The organism is Flagellimonas nanhaiensis (genome assembly GCF_003382275.1).
Taxonomy (GTDB): Bacteria; Bacteroidota; Bacteroidia; order Flavobacteriales; family Flavobacteriaceae; genus Flagellimonas; species Flagellimonas nanhaiensis.
Map to the genome: position 1 here is coordinate 138,479 of NZ_QTJX01000004.1, position 18,634 is coordinate 157,112.

The 18,634-nt window shown below is 41.6% G+C and carries 12 protein-coding genes; all 12 read left to right on the top strand.

Annotation, left to right across the window (positions count from 1 at the left end; all coding sequences use genetic code 11):
• Positions 1-95 precede the first annotated feature (95 nt).
• The 12 genes from DX873_RS15440 to DX873_RS15495 all read left to right on the top strand — a co-directional run bounded on the left by DX873_RS15440 (position 96) and on the right by DX873_RS15495 (position 18,625).
• A complete protein-coding gene (locus DX873_RS15440) occupies positions 96-3,875 on the top strand; it encodes an efflux RND transporter permease subunit (protein WP_116185392.1) in 3,780 nt (1,259 codons plus the stop codon).
• Positions 3,872-5,089: a TolC family protein gene (locus DX873_RS15445; RefSeq protein ID WP_116185393.1), complete on the top strand. Its 1,218-nt coding sequence runs from the start codon at positions 3,872-3,874 to the stop codon at positions 5,087-5,089. Before DX873_RS15440 ends, DX873_RS15445 begins: the two co-directional genes overlap by 4 nt.
• Before the next feature lie 14 nt (positions 5,090-5,103).
• The gene (locus tag DX873_RS15450) at positions 5,104-5,619 is read left to right on the top strand and encodes a DUF3347 domain-containing protein (RefSeq protein ID WP_116185394.1); all 516 of its coding nucleotides are present in this window, start codon (positions 5,104-5,106) and stop codon (positions 5,617-5,619) included.
• A gap of 6 nt (positions 5,620-5,625) precedes the next feature.
• Entirely contained in the window at positions 5,626-6,348 is a 723-nt protein-coding gene (locus DX873_RS15455; protein WP_116185395.1) for an acetolactate decarboxylase, read from the top strand.
• A complete protein-coding gene (locus tag DX873_RS15460; RefSeq protein WP_029511585.1) occupies positions 6,345-6,902 on the top strand; it encodes a helix-turn-helix domain-containing protein in 558 nt (185 codons plus the stop codon). The genes DX873_RS15455 and DX873_RS15460 overlap by 4 nt, the downstream gene beginning before the upstream one ends.
• A 77-nt stretch (positions 6,903-6,979) precedes the next feature.
• Entirely contained in the window at positions 6,980-9,703 is a 2,724-nt protein-coding gene (locus DX873_RS15465; RefSeq protein WP_116185396.1) for a heavy metal translocating P-type ATPase, read from the top strand.
• A 2-nt stretch (positions 9,704-9,705) separates the two neighbouring features.
• Positions 9,706-10,422, top strand: a complete 717-nt coding sequence (locus tag DX873_RS15470) for a PepSY domain-containing protein (RefSeq protein ID WP_116185397.1) — start codon at positions 9,706-9,708, stop codon at positions 10,420-10,422.
• On the top strand, positions 10,419-12,185 hold the full coding sequence (locus tag DX873_RS15475) for an efflux RND transporter periplasmic adaptor subunit (RefSeq protein ID WP_116185398.1): 1,767 nt from the start codon (positions 10,419-10,421) through the stop codon (positions 12,183-12,185). Before DX873_RS15470 ends, DX873_RS15475 begins: the two co-directional genes overlap by 4 nt.
• 95 nt (positions 12,186-12,280) lie before the next feature.
• Positions 12,281-12,538 carry a DUF6660 family protein gene (locus DX873_RS19190; RefSeq protein ID WP_313777750.1) on the top strand — a complete coding sequence of 86 codons (258 nt, stop codon included), beginning with the start codon at positions 12,281-12,283 and terminating at the stop codon, positions 12,536-12,538.
• 124 nt (positions 12,539-12,662) lie between these two features.
• Positions 12,663-17,006: a CusA/CzcA family heavy metal efflux RND transporter gene (locus DX873_RS15485; RefSeq protein WP_116185399.1), complete on the top strand. Its 4,344-nt coding sequence runs from the start codon at positions 12,663-12,665 to the stop codon at positions 17,004-17,006.
• Position 17,007: 1 nt separating this feature from the next.
• Positions 17,008-18,210 carry an efflux RND transporter periplasmic adaptor subunit gene (locus DX873_RS15490; RefSeq protein WP_116185400.1) on the top strand — a complete coding sequence of 401 codons (1,203 nt, stop codon included), beginning with the start codon at positions 17,008-17,010 and terminating at the stop codon, positions 18,208-18,210.
• 1 nt (position 18,211) lies between these two features.
• Positions 18,212-18,625: a Fur family transcriptional regulator gene (locus DX873_RS15495; RefSeq protein ID WP_116185401.1), complete on the top strand. Its 414-nt coding sequence runs from the start codon at positions 18,212-18,214 to the stop codon at positions 18,623-18,625.
• Positions 18,626-18,634: the final 9 nt, after the last annotated feature.

Below are 18,634 nucleotides of genomic sequence, written 5' to 3' on the forward strand. Positions count from 1 at the left end.
TAACTACAAATGTGCCCGGCGATTTACCGCATTGGGCCAAACGTGCTATGCACTATTTCCGCGAAGTACTTGTAATTATCTAATACTCGAATTATATGCTGAACAAAGCGATCAAATTCTTAATCGAAAACAAATTAGTAGCCATCTTGCTACTGGTCCTTTTTGTGGGCTGGGGAATGGTACATGCCCCCTTTAAATGGGACACAGGTTTTTTGCCGAGCAATCCAATTGCGGTGGATGCCATACCCGATATTGGTGAGAATCAACAAATCGTCTTTACCAAATGGGATGGCCGCTCCCCTCAGGATATTGAAGATCAGATTACCTATCCGCTTACCACATCATTATTGGGAATACCGGGTGTAAAAACCATTAGAAGTTCCTCAATGTTCGGTTTTTCAAGTATCTATATCATCTTTGAGGAAGATGTGGAATTCTACTGGTCACGAAGCAGGATTCTCGAAAAACTGAATTCCCTTCCCGCTGGACTGTTGCCCAATGGGGTGAATCCTTCATTGGGTCCTGATGCCACGGGTCTTGGACAAATATTTTGGTATACCCTTGAAGGTCGCGATGAAGACGGAAACGTCACCGGAGGTTGGGACTTACACGAACTGCGAAGCATTCAAGACTACTATGTGAAGTATGCGCTGTCATCAGCAAGTGGGGTCTCTGAGGTGGCCTCTATCGGTGGATATGTCCAGGAATACCAAATTGATGTCAATCCTGAGTTGATGCGCCAATATAATATTGGCCTTCACCATATCGTAAAAGCCGTAAAGCAATCCAACCAAGATATTGGGGCACAAACCCTGGAAATGAACCAGGCGGAGTATTTGGTTCGCGGCTTGGGCTATGTAAAATCGATTGGGGATATTGAGAATGCGGTTGTCGATGCGGAGAACTATACTTCCATCCGTATAAAGGACGTTGCCAAAGTGAGTTTGGGTCCAGCGACCCGTCGTGGCCTATTGGACAAAGAAGGTGCCGAAGTGGTCGGTGGTGTGGTGGTAGCCCGATACGGTGCAAATCCCATGGAGGTCATCAATAATGTCAAAGACCAGATTGCGGAGCTTTCTTCGGGCCTCCCTTCAAAACAGTTGTCAGATGGACGAACCTCTCAGGTAACTATTGTTCCATTTTACGACCGAACCGAACTTATACAAGAGACCTTGGGAACCCTCAATGAGGCCCTTACCCTTGAAATTCTGATTACCGTATTGGTCATCATTGTCATGGTATTCAATTTACGAGCTTCCATTTTGATTTCAGGTTTGTTACCCGTTGCCGTGCTAATGGTTTTTATTTCCATGAAATTATTTGGGGTCGATGCCAATATTGTTGCCCTTTCAGGTATTGCCATTGCCATAGGTACCATGGTCGATGTTGGGGTCATACTTTCAGAAAACATCATTCGTCATCTGGACGAGAACGATACTAAACCAGAAAATGAACGGTTACACACCAATGACGTGGTCTACAATGCCACTGCCGAAGTTTCAGGAGCCATTCTGACAGCCGTACTCACCACTATCATCAGTTTTATCCCCGTGTTTACGATGGTGGGTGCCGAAGGGAAATTATTTCGCCCATTGGCATTTACCAAGACCATGGCGTTGACTGCATCCATAATCGTTGCCCTTTTCTTGATACCACCTTTTGCCGCCATTTTCTTCAAAAAAAGAAGAAGCAAAAGTATCGTGGGGTATGTTTCTAGTGCAGTATTGATTATTACAGGACTAGCGGCTGTTTTCTATGGTTATTGGTTAGGCTTGGTGTTAATAGCCTTTGGAACCATAACATCCCTAAAGAACAAAGAACTGGCTTCTCGTCTGTTCAATGGATTTTCGCTTTCTGAAAAACAGGCGACACGTCTAAACATTATTATTTCAGCAACAGCTATCATCTTCCTTTTGGCCATTTACTGGCGACCTTTGGGATTTGATAGAAGTGTGCCGATGAACCTGCTTTTTGTGGGAATAATCAGTTTCACTCTTTTGGGCACTTTTTGGGTATTTAGAATGTATTACACCCGAATACTCCGTTGGGCATTGGGGAACAAGGTTTTATTTCTTTCCATCCCCACTGTGATTGTGGTTTGTGGAGTTCTCATAATGAACAATACGGGAAAGGAATTTATGCCTTCCCTCAATGAGGGTTCTTTTTTATTAATGCCCACGTCATTGCCACATTCTGGTATAGCTGAAAACAAACGGGTCTTGCAGCAGTTGGATATGGCCGTAGCCAGTATCCCAGAAATCAAAACTGTGGTGGGGAAGGCTGGACGAACCGAATCTGCCCTTGACCCTGCGCCGCTATCCATGTATGAGAACGTTATCCAATATCGTTCGGAATATGAATTGAACGGGGAGGGCGAACCACAGCGCTTTAAGGTAAACAAAGACGGTCTGTTTGAACTGAAGAACGGCAAGTTGGCAGCCAATCCCAACCTAGCCCTTACCCAAGAAGCTACTTATTCCGAAACCAAAGTAACAAATCCCTATGGGATTGAACGAAGTCAATTGATTGCAGATGAGGATGGGGAATACTTTCGCAATTGGAGGCCTGAAATTGAATCACCCGATGATATTTGGAATGAAATCGTAAGGGTGACCAAGTTGCCCGGGGTTACCTCCGCACCTAAGCTGCAACCGATAGAAACCCGACTTGTCATGCTTCAGACTGGAATGCGCGCACCCATGGGCATCAAGGTAAAGGGACAGGACTTAAGAGAAATAGAAGCTTTTGGCCTACAATTGGAAGGGATATTAAAAACAGCTGAAGGTGTTAAGGAACAGGCTGTTTTTGCCGATCGTATTGTAGGAAAACCATATCTGCTTATTGATATAAATAGGGAACAATTGGCACGTTACGGCATTACCATTGAAGACGTGCAAAGTGTTTTGTCGATTGCGGTGGGAGGAATGCCTTTGACCCAAACCGTTGAAGGTAGGGAACGTTACGCGGTCAGGGTTCGTTATCCAAGGGAGTTACGTGCCAATCCAGATGATTTAAAAAATATCTATGTGCCCGTTTCCAAAGGGAGTCCGGTACCGCTGGATGAACTGGTTACCATACGTTACGAACAGGGTCCACAGGTCATCAAAAGTGAGGATACATTTCTTGTGGGCTATGTGTTGTTCGATAAGCTGGACGGTTACGCGGAAGTAGATGTGGTTGAAAATGCACAAGCCTCGATCCAGGCCAAGATTGATAGTGGCGAACTCCTAGTCCCCAAAGGGATAAACTATGCTTTCACGGGTACTTATGAAAATCAGCTACGGGCTGAAAAGACCCTGGGTGTCGTGGTGCCCTTGGCACTGGTCATCATCTTTCTGATTCTGTATTTCCAGTTTAGGAGTGTGGCCACTTCGTTGATGGTATTTACCGGGATTGCTGTCGCTTTTGCAGGAGGATTTATTATGATTTGGCTATATGGACAGGATTGGTTCTTCAATTTCAATCTGTTTGGCGAGAATTGGCGGGACCTTTTTCAGATGGATGTCATCAATTTAAGTGTTGCCGTCTGGGTAGGCTTTATCGCCCTCTTTGGCATAGCCACTGATGATGGGGTGGTCATGGCCACCTATCTGACACAGACTTTTGATAGAAATAAACCGATGGATCTAAAAGGGGTCCATGATTCCGTTGTTGAGGCCGGTGAAAAGCGTATTCGACCTTGTTTGATGACCACGGCGACCACTATACTGGCCTTGTTGCCAATCCTTACATCCACGGGGAGGGGAAGTGATATTATGATACCAATGGCCATTCCATCTTTTGGGGGAATGCTCATTGCCTTGATTACGCTCTTTGTCGTCCCCGTGCTATTTGGATGGCGGAAGGAAGTTCAACTTAAAAAGGTAAGCAAATGAACAAGCTGAAAATTATTATCGGTCTTTTGTTGGTTTCCGCTATGGGAAATGCACAAGGATTGCAGTCATACATTGCGGAGGCACAGGCCAATAATCCGAAAATTCAAGCCTACGAACTGCGATATACGATTGCTAGGGAAAAGGAAAACGAGGCCAACTGGCTACCCAATACCGAATTCGGGGCGGGGTATTTTGTCAGTGAACCGGAAACCAGGACGGGGGCACAGGTTGCGCGTTTTTCCGCCAAACAAATGCTGCCTTGGTTCGGGACAGTTGCTACACGTCAAAAGTACGCCTCTGCAATGGCCGAAACAGATTACGTGGACTATGTCGTTGCAAAGCGAAAATTGGCACTGGCCGTGGCCCAATCGTACTACGAACTCTATAGCTTATGGGCCAAACAAGGGGTCTTGGACACTAACATTGAACTGCTCCACACCTATGAGACCTTGGCCTTGACTTCGGTGGAAGTGGGCAAAGCAAGTGCCGTGGATGTGTTGCGACTGCAAATTCGTCAGAACGAATTGGAGCAACAAAAGCAAATGCTCAGGGAGCAATTTAAAGGAGAGCAGGTCAACTTCAATAATCTATTGAATCGAGATACGGATCTCACAGTTGATTTGACCGTAGCTATGGACATCCCTGATAGGGACCCTGTCACTATGGACAGTCTTGAGTTGAATCCTGAACTTCTTCGTTTTGATAAAATGTACGAATCGGTGACCCAGGCGGAATTGCTCAATCAAAAAGAAGGAGCACCAATGTTAGGGTTTGGGTTGGACTATGTTTCCGTACAAGAGCGACCCGATATGAGCTTTAGCGATAATGGCAAAGACATTGTAATGCCCATGGTCTCGCTTTCCATTCCAATTTTCAATAAGCGGTATACTTCAAAAACCAAGCAGAACGAACTTCGTAAGGAGGAAATTACATTTCAAAAACAAGAACGCTTGAATGTATTGGAGTCCGCTTTTGCCAAAGCGATAGCACAGCGAAATGAGGCCCGCATAGCCTACGATACCCAATCAAAAAACCTGAAACAGGCCAAGGATGCCGAACAGATTTTGGTTAAAAATTATGAAACGGGCACCATAGATTTCAATGATGTGCTCGACATTCAGGAACTACAATTAAAGTTCCAGATAAATCAAATCCAATCGGTGCAGTTGTACTATGTGCAATCAGCTATTATCAACTATTTAATAAATCAATAATTTAAAATTCAAAGATGAAGACACTTTTTAAAACAACAGTAACAATGCTTGCTTTTGCAAGTTTGATTTCGTGTAAAAATGAAACAAAGGACAACACCAGTACATCGGATTCCAACACAGAAACGACCAAGATAGTAGGGCTTTCTTTTAGTGATGACAATGTTGGCGAACAATTTCAACACTACATCCATGTAAAGACCGCATTGGTAAACTCGGATGCTAAAGAGGCTCAATCTGGGGCGAAAATGCTCATGGAAAATACAGACGATACAGCCTTAAAAGGTTTACTTTCCAAAATTTCGGAAACCAGTGATATCGAAATACAGCGCACGGTATTTTCCGATGTTACTGCAAAGATGACGGCAATAGTGGACGCATCTATTTCTTCTGGCGAGGTGTATCAACAATTTTGCCCAATGGCCTTTAACAACCAAGGTGGTTACTGGCTTTCAACCGAAGAAGAAATTCGTAACCCTTACTTCGGGGATAAAATGCTAAAATGTGGTAAAGTGACAGAAACCATAAAATAAACAAGAATGACCGCTTCTTTAAAACAGATCCTTGCCGTGGTCTCACTAACCTTATTACTGGTTAGCTGTATTCCAGAGGCTCAGAATGGAGAAGTAAAATATGCAGGAGCGTTACGTACACTAATGTCCGGTAACTTGGAAGCAACGGTTGCATTGGATTCACTTTCAAAAAAGAAAAACCTATATGCGCTCGGTGCTTTTGAGAACTTAAAAGGTGAGATTCAGATTTTTAATGGTAGGGCATTCAACACGTCCGTAGCATCTAAAAAAGTTGTTTTCGATACCACTTTTGATAAAAAGGCGGCACTAATCGTTTATGCCCAAGTCTCCAATTGGCAGAACATAGAAATGCCAAATGAAATTGATTCTTCCATTAAACTGGAGGGATTCATAGAAGAACGGGCAAAAGCATTAGGGATTAATACTGAAAAGCCAATTCCTTTTTTAATTGAAGGAAACGCCCAATCATTGCGTTGGCATGTCATTAATTGGAAAGATGGCGATACCGTTCACTCGCATCAAAAGCACAAGGAATCTGGTTTAAATGGAGTTGAAGAAAATAAAGAAGTTGAGATTATCGGTTTCTTTTCGAAGTCGCACAAGGCGGTATTTACCCATCATTCTACCTTCTTACATATGCATTTTAAAACAAATAATAATGAGATTGCCGGCCATGTTGATGATTTGTCATTAGGTCAAAAAGCAACATTAAAGCTGCCCATACCGTGAAAGTAAAACTTAAAAATATGGTTTGTGACCGCTGTAAGACCGTTCTAAAACAAGAACTAGACAATGCTGGAATAAATGTGTTATCAATTGAGCTTGGCGAATTAACTGTGATGGATGAGGCGCATGTAAGTAAAGGTATTCTCAAGGAGATCGCTGAACGTAACGGTTTTGAAATCATTGATGACCAAAATTCAATTTTGGTTGAGAACGTGAAGTCAATTTTGATTAAAAGCCTCGATTCCTTAAAAGGGTTACAGGAAAACCTATCGGTAATTTTGTCCAGGGAATTAAGGACGGAATATTCGATAATCAGTAAATCCTTTAGTGCTACTGCTGGAATTACGATTGAAAAATATCTCATCCGTCTGAAGGTTGAAAAGGCTAAAGAACTTTTGCAAATGAGCAATATGACTTTCGCTGAGATTGCTTATTCACTGGATTACAGTAGTGGAAGCCATCTTGCAAAGCAGTTCAAAAATAATACTGGCATGTCAATGACAGCATATAAAAAAGTACAAAACTGGAACAGAAAAAACTTAGACAAAATTGTATAAGCTTCAACCCGAATTGTTCAAGCCTGTGGTATAAAGGCTTCATATTTTGTCCGGTCTAACACTAAATAGTTTTAAAGATGAAACATACATATCAAATAGAAGGAATGACCTGTAAAGGTTGTCTGAGAAGTGTGAAGTCGGCTTTGAACGAAGTTCCGGATGTCATCAACGTTGCTATTGATTTGGAAGCATCAACTGCGACGATAGAAATGCAAAATCATATCCCGATAGACAAATTTGAAGAAGCCGTACAGCAAAAGAAAAGTAAATATCATATACATCCCGTCAAACCAGATGGCATAAAAACACGCACCTATCCTATAAATGGAATGACCTGTAACGGCTGTAAGTCGCACGTTGAAAAAACACTTTCAAAAGTGGATGGTGTTGTAAAAGTTTCTGTGAGCTTGGAAAAAGCTGAGGCTATCATTGACATGAAATCAGATATACCAATAGAAAAATTTCAGGGCATACTAGAAAAAGATGGCGGTACTTACAGTATTTACAAATCAGGTCAGCGCCCCGAAAAAACTGAAGAAAAGAAACAGAAACCTAAAGGCAAAGGGACGGGAACTTTCTATTGCCCGATGCATTGTGAAGGCGACGCAACCTACAATCAGGCGGGTGATTGTCCAGTCTGCGGAATGGATTTGGTTGAGGAAGTAAATCTTTCAGCTACTACCAATACGCAATACACTTGCCCAATGCATCCTGAAATTATTAAGGACGAAGTGGGAAGCTGTCCAATTTGTGGGATGGATTTAGTACCGATGGAACCCGACCTGTCCGCAGAAGAAAAGACTTATAAAACACTACGCAAAAAATTCTGGATTGCAGTCGTATTTACATTGCCCATTTTCATAATTGCAATGTCTGAAATGCTGACCGACAATCCCTTATACGATATTCTGGAACAGAATTATTGGAACTGGATTCAGTTCGTGCTTTCCATTCCAGTAGTGTTTTATGCTACTTGGATGTTTTTTGAACGTGCCTACCGCAGTATAAAAACCTGGAACCTCAATATGTTTACGCTCATAGGCATTGGTGCTGGTGTCGCATGGTTATTCAGCGTAATAGGTATGCTCGCACCCGATTTTTTCCCAGACCAGTTTAAGACCGAAGCAGGTACTGTTCACGTTTACTTTGAAGCAGCAACGGTAATTCTAACCTTAGTGCTTTTAGGTCAATTATTAGAGGCTCGTGCGCATAGTAAAACCAATTCGGCAGTAAAAGAACTGTTGAAATTAGCACCCAATAAAGCCATAAAAATTGTAGATGGTGAAGAAGTTGAAGTCAGTATTGACGAGATAGCACTCAATGATATTCTAAAGGTAAAACCAGGCGATAAAATTCCTGTAGATGGTATCATCACAGAAGGCAATACGAGTATTGACGAATCGATGATTACGGGTGAACCTATTCCAGTAAACAAATCTATAGATGATAAGGTGAGTAGTGGAACCATCAATGGCAATCAGTCGTTTTTAATGAAAGCTGAAAAAGTGGGTTCGGACACGTTATTGTCCCAAATCATCCATATGGTAAATGATGCTAGTCGTAGTCGCGCACCAATCCAGAATTTGGCGGATAAGGTTTCGGGGTACTTCGTTCCTGTTGTGGTAATCATTGCCTTGATAACCTGTGCGGTTTGGGCAATATGGGGACCAGAACCAGCTTACGTCTATGCTTTGGTCAATGCCATTGCCGTATTGATAATCGCTTGCCCTTGTGCTTTGGGATTAGCTACACCAATGTCTGTTATGGTAGGCGTTGGAAAAGGTGCGCAGAATGGTGTGCTTATCAAAAATGCGGAAGCTCTCGAAAAAATGGATAAGGTAGACACACTCATTGTTGACAAGACAGGAACAATCACAGAAGGAAAACCTACTGTAGAAAAAGTAGGTTCTTTTGATAACGGTTTTAGCGAAAATGAAGTGCTACGATATATCGTTTCCTTGAACAATCAGAGTGAACATCCATTGGCTGAAGCTACAGTTAAATACGGGAAGGAACAACAAACGGAATTTTTAAAAGCTGATGGGTTTAGCGCAATTACAGGCAAGGGTGTTGAAGGCGATGTAAATCAAAAGAAAGTATATCTGGGGAATTCTAAAATGATGGAACAGGCTAATGCGGCACTATCCAAGGTAATGGAAAACGAAGCTCAATCCTATCAAAAGCAAGGTAAAACGGTTTCGTACCTGGCCATCAAGGGAAAAGTCGTAGGATATGTTGTTATAGGCGATAAAATCAAGAAAACAAGTGCCAAAGCTATCAAAGCATTACAAGACAAAAATATTAATGTCATAATGCTAACAGGCGATAATCATGATACCGCTCAGGCGGTGGCATCTGAATTGGCCCTGGCAGATTTTAAAGCCAGCATGCTACCAGAAGACAAGCTCAAAGAGGTAGAAAAGCTACAAGAAAATGGGAAAGTAGTGGCAATGGCAGGTGATGGCATAAATGATGCACCGGCTTTGGCAAAAAGCGATGTTGGAATAGCAATGGGGACGGGAACGGACGTAGCCATAGAAAGTGCAATGATAACCTTGGTAAAAGGTGATTTAAACGGAATTGTAAAAGCAAGGAATCTAAGCGATTCTGTAATGAAAAACATTAAGCAAAACCTATTTTTTGCATTGATATATAACACCTTAGGTATACCTATCGCCGCAGGGGTCTTATTCCCAATTTTTGGAATATTACTCTCACCAATGATAGCAGCTTTAGCAATGAGTTTTAGCTCTGTTTCGGTAATAGCAAACGCACTACGTTTAAGAAGCAAAACGATATAATTATGGTAAGCAGGAATACAGCTTTAAAAATCAGAAAAACGCACAGGTATTTGGGTCTCTTTTTAGGCATTCAGTTCCTGTTTTGGACCATTAGTGGTTTATACTTTAGTTGGACAGACATCGATGAAATACACGGTGACCATTTTAAAAATTTGGAGCATCAAACTAAACCTTATAGAGATTTAATAAGCCCATCCCAACTTGATGTTGCAAATGGAGTTAAAACCATTGAATTGAGGGATATTGGCAATAGACCCTATTACTGGATAAATAACAAACAATTGTACAGTGCCATTAATGGAAAACCAAAGAACAGTATTACGAAGGATGAAGCACTATCTATAGCCAAAAACCGTATGAGAAATGATTTGATCGTGGAATCTATTGAGCAGATTACTGAAACTGGAAAGCACCACGAATATCGCGAAAAGTTATTACCTGCTTATGTCATTTCATACAAAACAGATGAAGCCTTAAAGGCCTATGTTTCCGTTAGTGATGGAAAATTTCAAACGGTTCGCCATAGGGATTGGCGAATTTTCGATTTTCTATGGATGACCCACACTATGGATTATGAAGGTAGGGATAACTTCAATACAACAGTTTTGAGAGCATTTTCACTTTTAGGTCTGATTACGGTATTAAGTGGATTTCTCCTCTGGTATATCAGTTCGCCTTCAATTATTACATTAAAAAAACGATTAAAAATAAAGAAATGAAACAACGCATAATTTTAATTGTAGTCGCGGCTATTATTGGATTGGGAGTAGGGTATGTTCTTTTTGGGACATCCGATGCCGATACTATGGAAGCTACGGTGCATGACCATACAACAGCATCAGAAGACCAAATGTGGACATGCTCCATGCATCCCCAGATCATGCAGCCTGAACCGGGTGACTGTCCTATTTGTGGAATGGACCTGATTCCTGCTGAAGTCGGTACTGGAGGTCTTTCGCCCGAACAATTCTCAATGACGGATAATGCGCTTGCCTTGGCGAATGTACAGACCATTGTGGTCGGCACTAAATCCGCAGGTGACGACAATTCCATTTCCCTATCGGGTAAAATTGCAGTAAACGAAGAAGCTGTTGCCGTACAGGCCAGTTATTTTGACGGAAGGATTGAGCGATTGAACGTTAATTATGAAGGGCAAGAAGTTCGAAAAGGACAATTACTGGGAACTATCTATTCTCCTGAACTGGTAGCGGCACAGCAAGAACTATTGACCACGGTATCTTTAAAGCAGTCGCAACCGCAATTGTACCAAGCTGTCCGTAACAAATTGAAGCTCTGGAAATTATCGGAAAATCAAATCAACGCCATAGAAAGCTCCACTAAGGTGACGGAATACTTTCCTGTTTATGCAACGGTTTCCGGTACGGTTTCGGAGGTCATGAGCGCGGAAGGTGATTATGTAAAGAAAGGGCAGCCTATTGTAAAGGTGAGTAATTTAAACACGGTTTGGGCCGAGTTTGATGCCTATGAAACTCAGTTGTCACAACTAAAAAAAGGGCAAAGAATAAGCATAACCACCAATGCCTATCCAAATAAAACGTTTAATGGTAAAATTTCATTTGTGGACCCTGTACTTAACAATGCTACTAGAACCGTAACAGTGCGTGCAACACTTGCAAATCAAAATGAACAATTCAAGCCTGGGATGTTCGTAACTGGGAAGATTCAGAATGATAAAAATTTTAGTTATGAATCGAAACTGTGGGTACCTTCCTCAGCTGTGATGTGGACAGGAGAACGTTCTTTGGTCTATATAAAAGTCAAACCAGATGAGCCAGTCTTTGAAATGAGGGAGGTAATGTTAGGGGTAAGAAATGGAGAACAATTGGAAGTTATTTCTGGCCTTAATTCAGGCGAAGAAATTGTGGCCAATGGAACTTTTTCAGTTGATGCGGCTGCACAATTACAGGGTAAAAAAAGTATGATGAACAAAGCTGGCGGCAAGACGATGACGGGTCATGAAGGCCATCTGGGAATGCAACCTCAGGAAGATTCCAATAGTTCGGAAGACCAGATGAAAATGACATTGCCGGACACCTTTCAAAAGGAGTTTGAAAAAGGATTTCCAGCCTATTTAAAATTAAAAGATGCATTGGTGGCCAGTAATTCAAAGCAGGCAGCAATACATGCAAAAGCTACTTTGGAAATATGGCAAAGGCCAAATTTTTCTGACTTGGGTACAATGGAAAGAGGACATTTGGACAAGAGTATTGAAATGTTGGAAGCTATCACTACAGCGGGAAAATTAGAAGACCAACGTTCCCATTTCGTAATTCTTAATGCGAATATGGTCGCTATTGCAGGTGAGCTAAAGGATTTGGGTAATACACTTTATGTGCAGCAATGTCCTATGGCAAACAGTAATAATGGCGCGGTTTGGTTAAGTGCTGAAAAAGAGATTCGCAATCCCTATTACGGGGATGCTATGTTGACTTGCGGGAGTGTCATTGATTCATTGCGATAGTTATTTGCAACCCAGTTGCACGAAAATCTTTTTATCTTTGTGTGGTGAAATTTTTGGCAACCATATTATCCATCTACTTTTTGGCACTCAATTTTGTGCCTTGTAGCGATGCCAGCTGTGTTGATGAAGGCACAGAGGTCGTTTCTGTAATGGATTTTGATGGCGAACACGGCCAAGACTGTGAACTGTGTTCCCCTTTCTGCCAATGCCACTGCTGTCATTCGCATACCATCGATTTCCAGTTGGCTATTTTTGAACCGATCCAGCCCACCATTTCGCTAGAAAATTTTGCCCACGTCGACAGTTTGGGCAAGGATATTTCACTTTCCCTTTTACAGCCACCTCGGGCATAATTCAGTTTTCATAGGATAGCTATATCCTGTTTCGATGTATCCAATATTTGATACTTCAATGTCGTGCATTGCCTTTTAGCCAATGCACTTGACGCAAATTTTAACTGAATTAATACCCTTATCTATGATTAACAAAATCATTGATTTTTCAATCAATAATAAATTTATAATTGGGCTGCTAACGTTGGCACTCATTGGTGCAGGGATCTACAGTATGACCCAAGTTCCCATTGATGCCGTGCCAGATATTACCAATAATCAAGTACAGGTCATCACACAATCACCCAATCTGGGTACGGAGGATATTGAGCAATTCATAACCTATCCTGTAGAAATTGCCATGAGCAACCTACCTAAAGTAAAAGAAATCCGTTCGATTTCACGATTTGGACTTTCCGTGGTTACGGTTGTATTTGAGGATGATATGGGAACTTACTTACCTCGTCAGCTCGTTTCCGAGAAACTGACTGAAGTGCGTGAGCAGATTCCCGAAGGACTAGGTAGCCCATCTATGGGACCTATTTCAACAGGTCTCGGTGAGGTGTATCAATACACCTTAAAAGTACAACCAGAGTTCAAAGACACTTATTCCTTGTCCGATTTGCGTACGATTCAAGACTGGATTGTACAACGCCAAATGGCAATGGTTCCAGGCGTTGTTGAAATCAATGCCATTGGCGGAAAAATAAAGCAATATGAGGTAGCTGTTGACCCTAATGAGCTGAAGGCTATTGGTCTTACAATTACAGATGTTTTTGAGGCTTTGGAGGCCAACAATAAAAATACGGGGGGTGCTTATATCGAAAAAAACCACCAAGCCAACTTTATCCGTGGCGAAGGTTTGGTACGCAGTCTTGAGGATATTGAACAAATCATTATCAAGAACGAGAATGGGCTGCCAATTACTGTAAGTGATGTTGCCGATGTACGTTATGGTTCAGCCGTTCGCTATGGAGCATTGACACAGGATGGCGAAGGCGAAGTCGTTGGAGGATTGGTAATGATGCTTAAAGGAGCAAACTCAAACGAGGTTATTGGTCTTGTTAAGGATAGAATGGTAGAAATCCAGAAATCGCTTCCAGAAGGGGTTGTCATTCAGCCTTTATTGGATAGAAGTAAGCTTATTAGTGAAACCACGGGAACAGTGCGCAACAATCTACTTGAGGGGGCACTCATCGTAATTTTTGTTCTGGTTTTCCTTCTAGGTAACTGGCGCGGTGGGTTAATTGTGGCTTCGACTATTCCCCTATCCTTATTGTTCGCATTTATATTGATGAATGTTTTTGATGTATGGGCAAACCTGATGAGTTTGGGTGCAATCGACTTCGGAATCATCGTAGACGGGGCGGTCATCATTGTGGAAGCTAGCGTATTTGTTATGGGCGGCTATATCCTCAAAAAGAAAACTTTAAAAAGTGAAGACCGGGACGCAATCGCTGCCAATGCATCCAAAAAAATGATGAACGCTGCTTTTTTCGGGCAATTGATAATTCTAATTGTCTTCCTGCCCATCTTAGCATTGGAAGGTGTAGAAGGAAAGATGTTCAAGCCAATGGCACTAACATTCATATTTGCTATGATAGGGGCAATGATTCTGTGTCTCACCTATGTACCTATGATGTCAGCCTTATTTTTAAAACCACCCGAAAAGGAAAAAAAATCTTGGGGCGACCGTTTTGTGCATTGGGTACAAAGAAAGTATGAACCACTTTTAATACAAGCCTTGGCAAATGGAAAGTGGGTCGTGGGAAGTGCTGTTGTCACATTTGGAATAGCCGTATTTGCATTTTCTAAAATGGGCGGTGAGTTTATCCCACAATTGGACGAAGGCGATATAGCCTTCCATACGATTCTTAAACCTGGTAGCTCGCTCAGTGAAACTATTGAAACCACAACCAAAGTAGAGCGTATTATAAAGGCAGAATTTCCTGAAGTGGAAAAAATTGTGAGTCGTATCGGTGTTGCCGAAGTACCTACCGACCCAATGCCAATGGACTTTGCCGATGTGTTTGTTATTCTGAAACCACAGGACGAATGGGTGTCCGCAACATCCAAGGATGAACTTATCGACAAAATAAAAGATGCTGTGAGCATAATACCAGGTGTCAACTATGAGTTCTCGCAACCTATCGAAATGAGGTTCAATGAATTGTTGGAAGGTATTCGTGAAGATGTTGCCATTAAAATCTATGGTGAGGATATCAATGTACTAGCTGCCAAAGCGGATGAGATTACCAAAATCATCGCGGGAACTGAGGGTGTAGGAGATATGAGGGCGGAAGCCACTTCAGGTCTACCACAGATGACCATTAGGTATAATCGCAGTAAACTGGCACAATACGGTGTGAGCATTGACCAGCTCAATAGGATAGTTCAATCTGCTTTTGCAGGTGGTTATGCGGGTGTCATCTTTGAGGGTGAAAAGCGTTTCGACTTGGTTGTTAGACTGGATGAGCAGAATCGCACGGACATCAATGACATCAAAAACCTATATATCAATTTGTCAAACGGTTCGCAGATTCCACTTCAAGAATTGGCGAGTATCGAATACACACCAGGACCGATGCAAATAAGCCGAGACAATACCAATCGTAGAACTTATGTAGGTGTTAATGTACGTGGACGTGATGTAGAATCATTGGTTAATGAGATTAAGGGTAAACTTGATGCAAACCTTGATTTACCGCCAGGCTACTTTATTCGTTATGGTGGTGCATTCGAAAACCTAGAAAGGGCAAGTAACCGATTGCAGACTGTTGTTCCTATTGCATTATTGCTCATATTCATCCTGATTTATTTTGCCCTAAAATCTTTTCCGCAAACCTTGATGATTTATTTGGCTATACCTATGGCGACCATAGGCGGGGTGTTTGCCTTATGGCTTAGGGGTATGCCCTTTAGTATTTCCGCAGGGGTCGGCTTTATTGTATTATTTGGTGTTGCGGTATTGAATGGCTTGGTAATGATTAGTGGACTTAATGAGTTAAAGGAGGAAGGTGTTACTAATCTCAAAGACCGCATTTTAGAGGGAACTAAACGCAGGGTACGTCCCATTATGCTTACCGCATTTACCGATATTCTTGGTTTTCTGCCAATGGCAATTTCTGCATCCGCAGGAGCGGAAGTACAGCGACCATTGGCAACCGTTGTTATAGGTGGATTATTGACTTCTACATTATTGACCCTTTTTATCCTTCCCATCTTTTATCAATGGGTAGAAAAGCGTTCGGAACGTAACTTGAAGTTCAATCCTAAAATCGTGACGGCAACAGCGGCAGTTTGTTTGCTGCTGACCTCAACTTTCGCAAAAGCGCAACAAGTTCAAAATAGTGATGTATTACCAATTGTATCGTTAGAACAGGCAGTGGAGATTTCGAAGAAAAATTATCCATTATTGAAAACAAAACAATTGGAAATCCAAAAACAGAACGTTCTCAAAGGGACGGCGTATGACTTAGGGAATACCCAAGTATTCACGGGCGGTGAAGAAATAAACGATGGTCAAGGCATCTACACTTTGGTGGGTGTAGGTCAGCAGAACATCAATCTTTTCAGTATTGGTGCAAGGAAACGTTTGCAGCAACAGCGCATTGCTCTGGCAGAAACTGCTCTTGACCTTTCTGGACTGCAAGTGGAACAAGAATTGAAAAAGGCGTGGTCGCAAGCCTATCAGCAACGACAAAAATTTATGCTCTACCGTGAACTGGATTCTATCTATTCACAGTTTGAAAAAGCAATCGAACTCAATTTCAAAGTAGAGGCTATTTCACGATTGGAATATTCATCTGCAACCAATCAGGCGTTGCAAATCAATAATAAACTGCAACAAGCCGAGAGCGACTATGCTATTGCTTTACAAAAGCTTAATTTGTGGTTGGTCTCAGATACGTATTACGCGGTTCCCGACACGTTGGATGAAAGTGAAATTACCATATTGGGAATTCCTGAAACTATAAACGTTCACCCTGAACTGGAACTTTCACAAAAGCGAATCGAGGAAGCAAAAGCTAGCTACAAAGCCGCTCGTTCTAATTTGCTGCCCAACTTTAGCCTTCAAGGGGGATTACAGCAAGTAAACGGAAGTGAAGGGTTCTACACCTATCAGGCAGGAATATCCGTTCCGCTACTCTCTGGCACAAAACGCAGTCAAGCCAAATCTGCTAAAATAGACAGTGAAATTGCCGAGATTAATGCAGACTATGTAAAACGTCAATTACTATCAACATATCAACAAGCTGTACAAGCGTATCAAAAATGGGAAGCATCTTGGCAATTTTATAAATACAAAGCCTTGCCACTTGCAGAAGAACAGCGACGGGGAGCATTGTTAGCCTATAAAGAAGGGGCAGTTGATTATGCTGCTTTTACTCAAATTATACGGGATGCCATACAGACCGAAATGGATGCGTTGGAAACGCTTGACAATTATCTAAAATCAGTTTTTGAACTACAATATTTTAAGCAATAAAATGAAAAATCTATCTGAATATAAAGCTATCGCACTGTTAATAGTACTATTAGGGTTGTCTTCTTGTGGCGATTCTAAGAATGGTGCTTCAGAGGTGAAAGCGGTAGACTCCGAAATGAAAGAAGAACATTCCGAAGGTGAAGCTGAGGAAGTACTATTGACCGAAAAGCAGTTTGATGCATTACAAATGCAAATAGACACTTTGCAAATGCGAAATATGAGTGGGTACGTGAAAGCTAACGGTCAGCTGGAAGTTCCACCACAAAACGAAGCGACCATCACGACCGTAGTAGGTGCCAATGTGGTATCTATTGAGGTTATCGAAGGCGATAAGGTTAAGAAGGGACAAACGGTTGCTTATCTCTCACATCCTAATATCATTGAGAAACAGACAGAATACCTTAATGCATATAGCAACAGCCAGTTTCTTAAAAAGGAATATGAACGACAAAAAACATTATACGATGCTGGCGTTGGTAGCGGTGCTAATTTTCAAAAAGCAGAAGCGGAATATCAGGCATCCAGAAGTATGGCAAATGGTCTTCAAGCACAACTAAAACAATTGAGCATTAATGCTGCTGGAGTTAGAAATGGAACGATTTATCAACGCGTAGCACTCAGAAGTCCGATTGAAGGATTTGTACAAAAGGTAGAGATTAAAACAGGACAGTATGTACAACCACAGACAGACCTAATGGATATTGTAGATACACACCACGTACACGCTGATTTAATGGTCTTTGAAAAAGATGTATACAAGGTAAAGGAAGGGCAAAAAGTGATTTTCAATGTCCAATCCATTCCTGGCAAGGAACTTATCGCAGAAATCTATTCCGTGGGAAAGACTTTTGAACAGAATCCAAAAGCAATACATATACACGCTGAAATTGAAAATAAGGAGGGTAACCTGATCCCCGGAATGTATATCGAAGGGCGCATCCAAACTGACAATTCCAAAATATTGGCAATGCCCGAAAGTGCTATAGCTTCTGACGGCGACAGGTTCTATGTTTTCTCTGCTGAAAAGGAGAAGGAAAATTGGACTTTTATACCCTATGAAATTATAAAGAGTACCCAAGATGGTGAATGGATTGCCATTGACTTCCTAACAGAACAAAAATTAAATGCAGAATACGCCTTTAACAATGCCTACTATTTAATGGCAGAAATGAAAAAAGGCGAATCTGAAGAAGACGAACATTAATATGAAAACTATAGAAGAATTATTAGAATCAAAGGGAATTCGAATTACCGCCATGCGTCTGTTGATATCCAAATTCCTTGCGGAAAAAAAGATGGCAGTTACTTTGAGTGATATAGAAAATGCTTTCGCGAAAGCAGATAGAACCACCCTTTATAGAACTCTTAAAACATTTGAGGAAAAAGCTATTGTACATCAAATCGATGATGGCACGGGCATTACTAAATATGCGATGTGTGAAGAAGGTTGTAATTGTGAAATGGAACGGGATTTACACCTTCATTTTCATTGTAACAATTGTGGGGAAACCGTGTGTTTAACTGAACATAAAATCCCGCAAATAAAAGTCCCTGATGGTTTTGTTTCAGAAAATGTAAACTTGGTGATAAAAGGTATTTGTGATAAATGCAGTGCCTAATAAATGCAC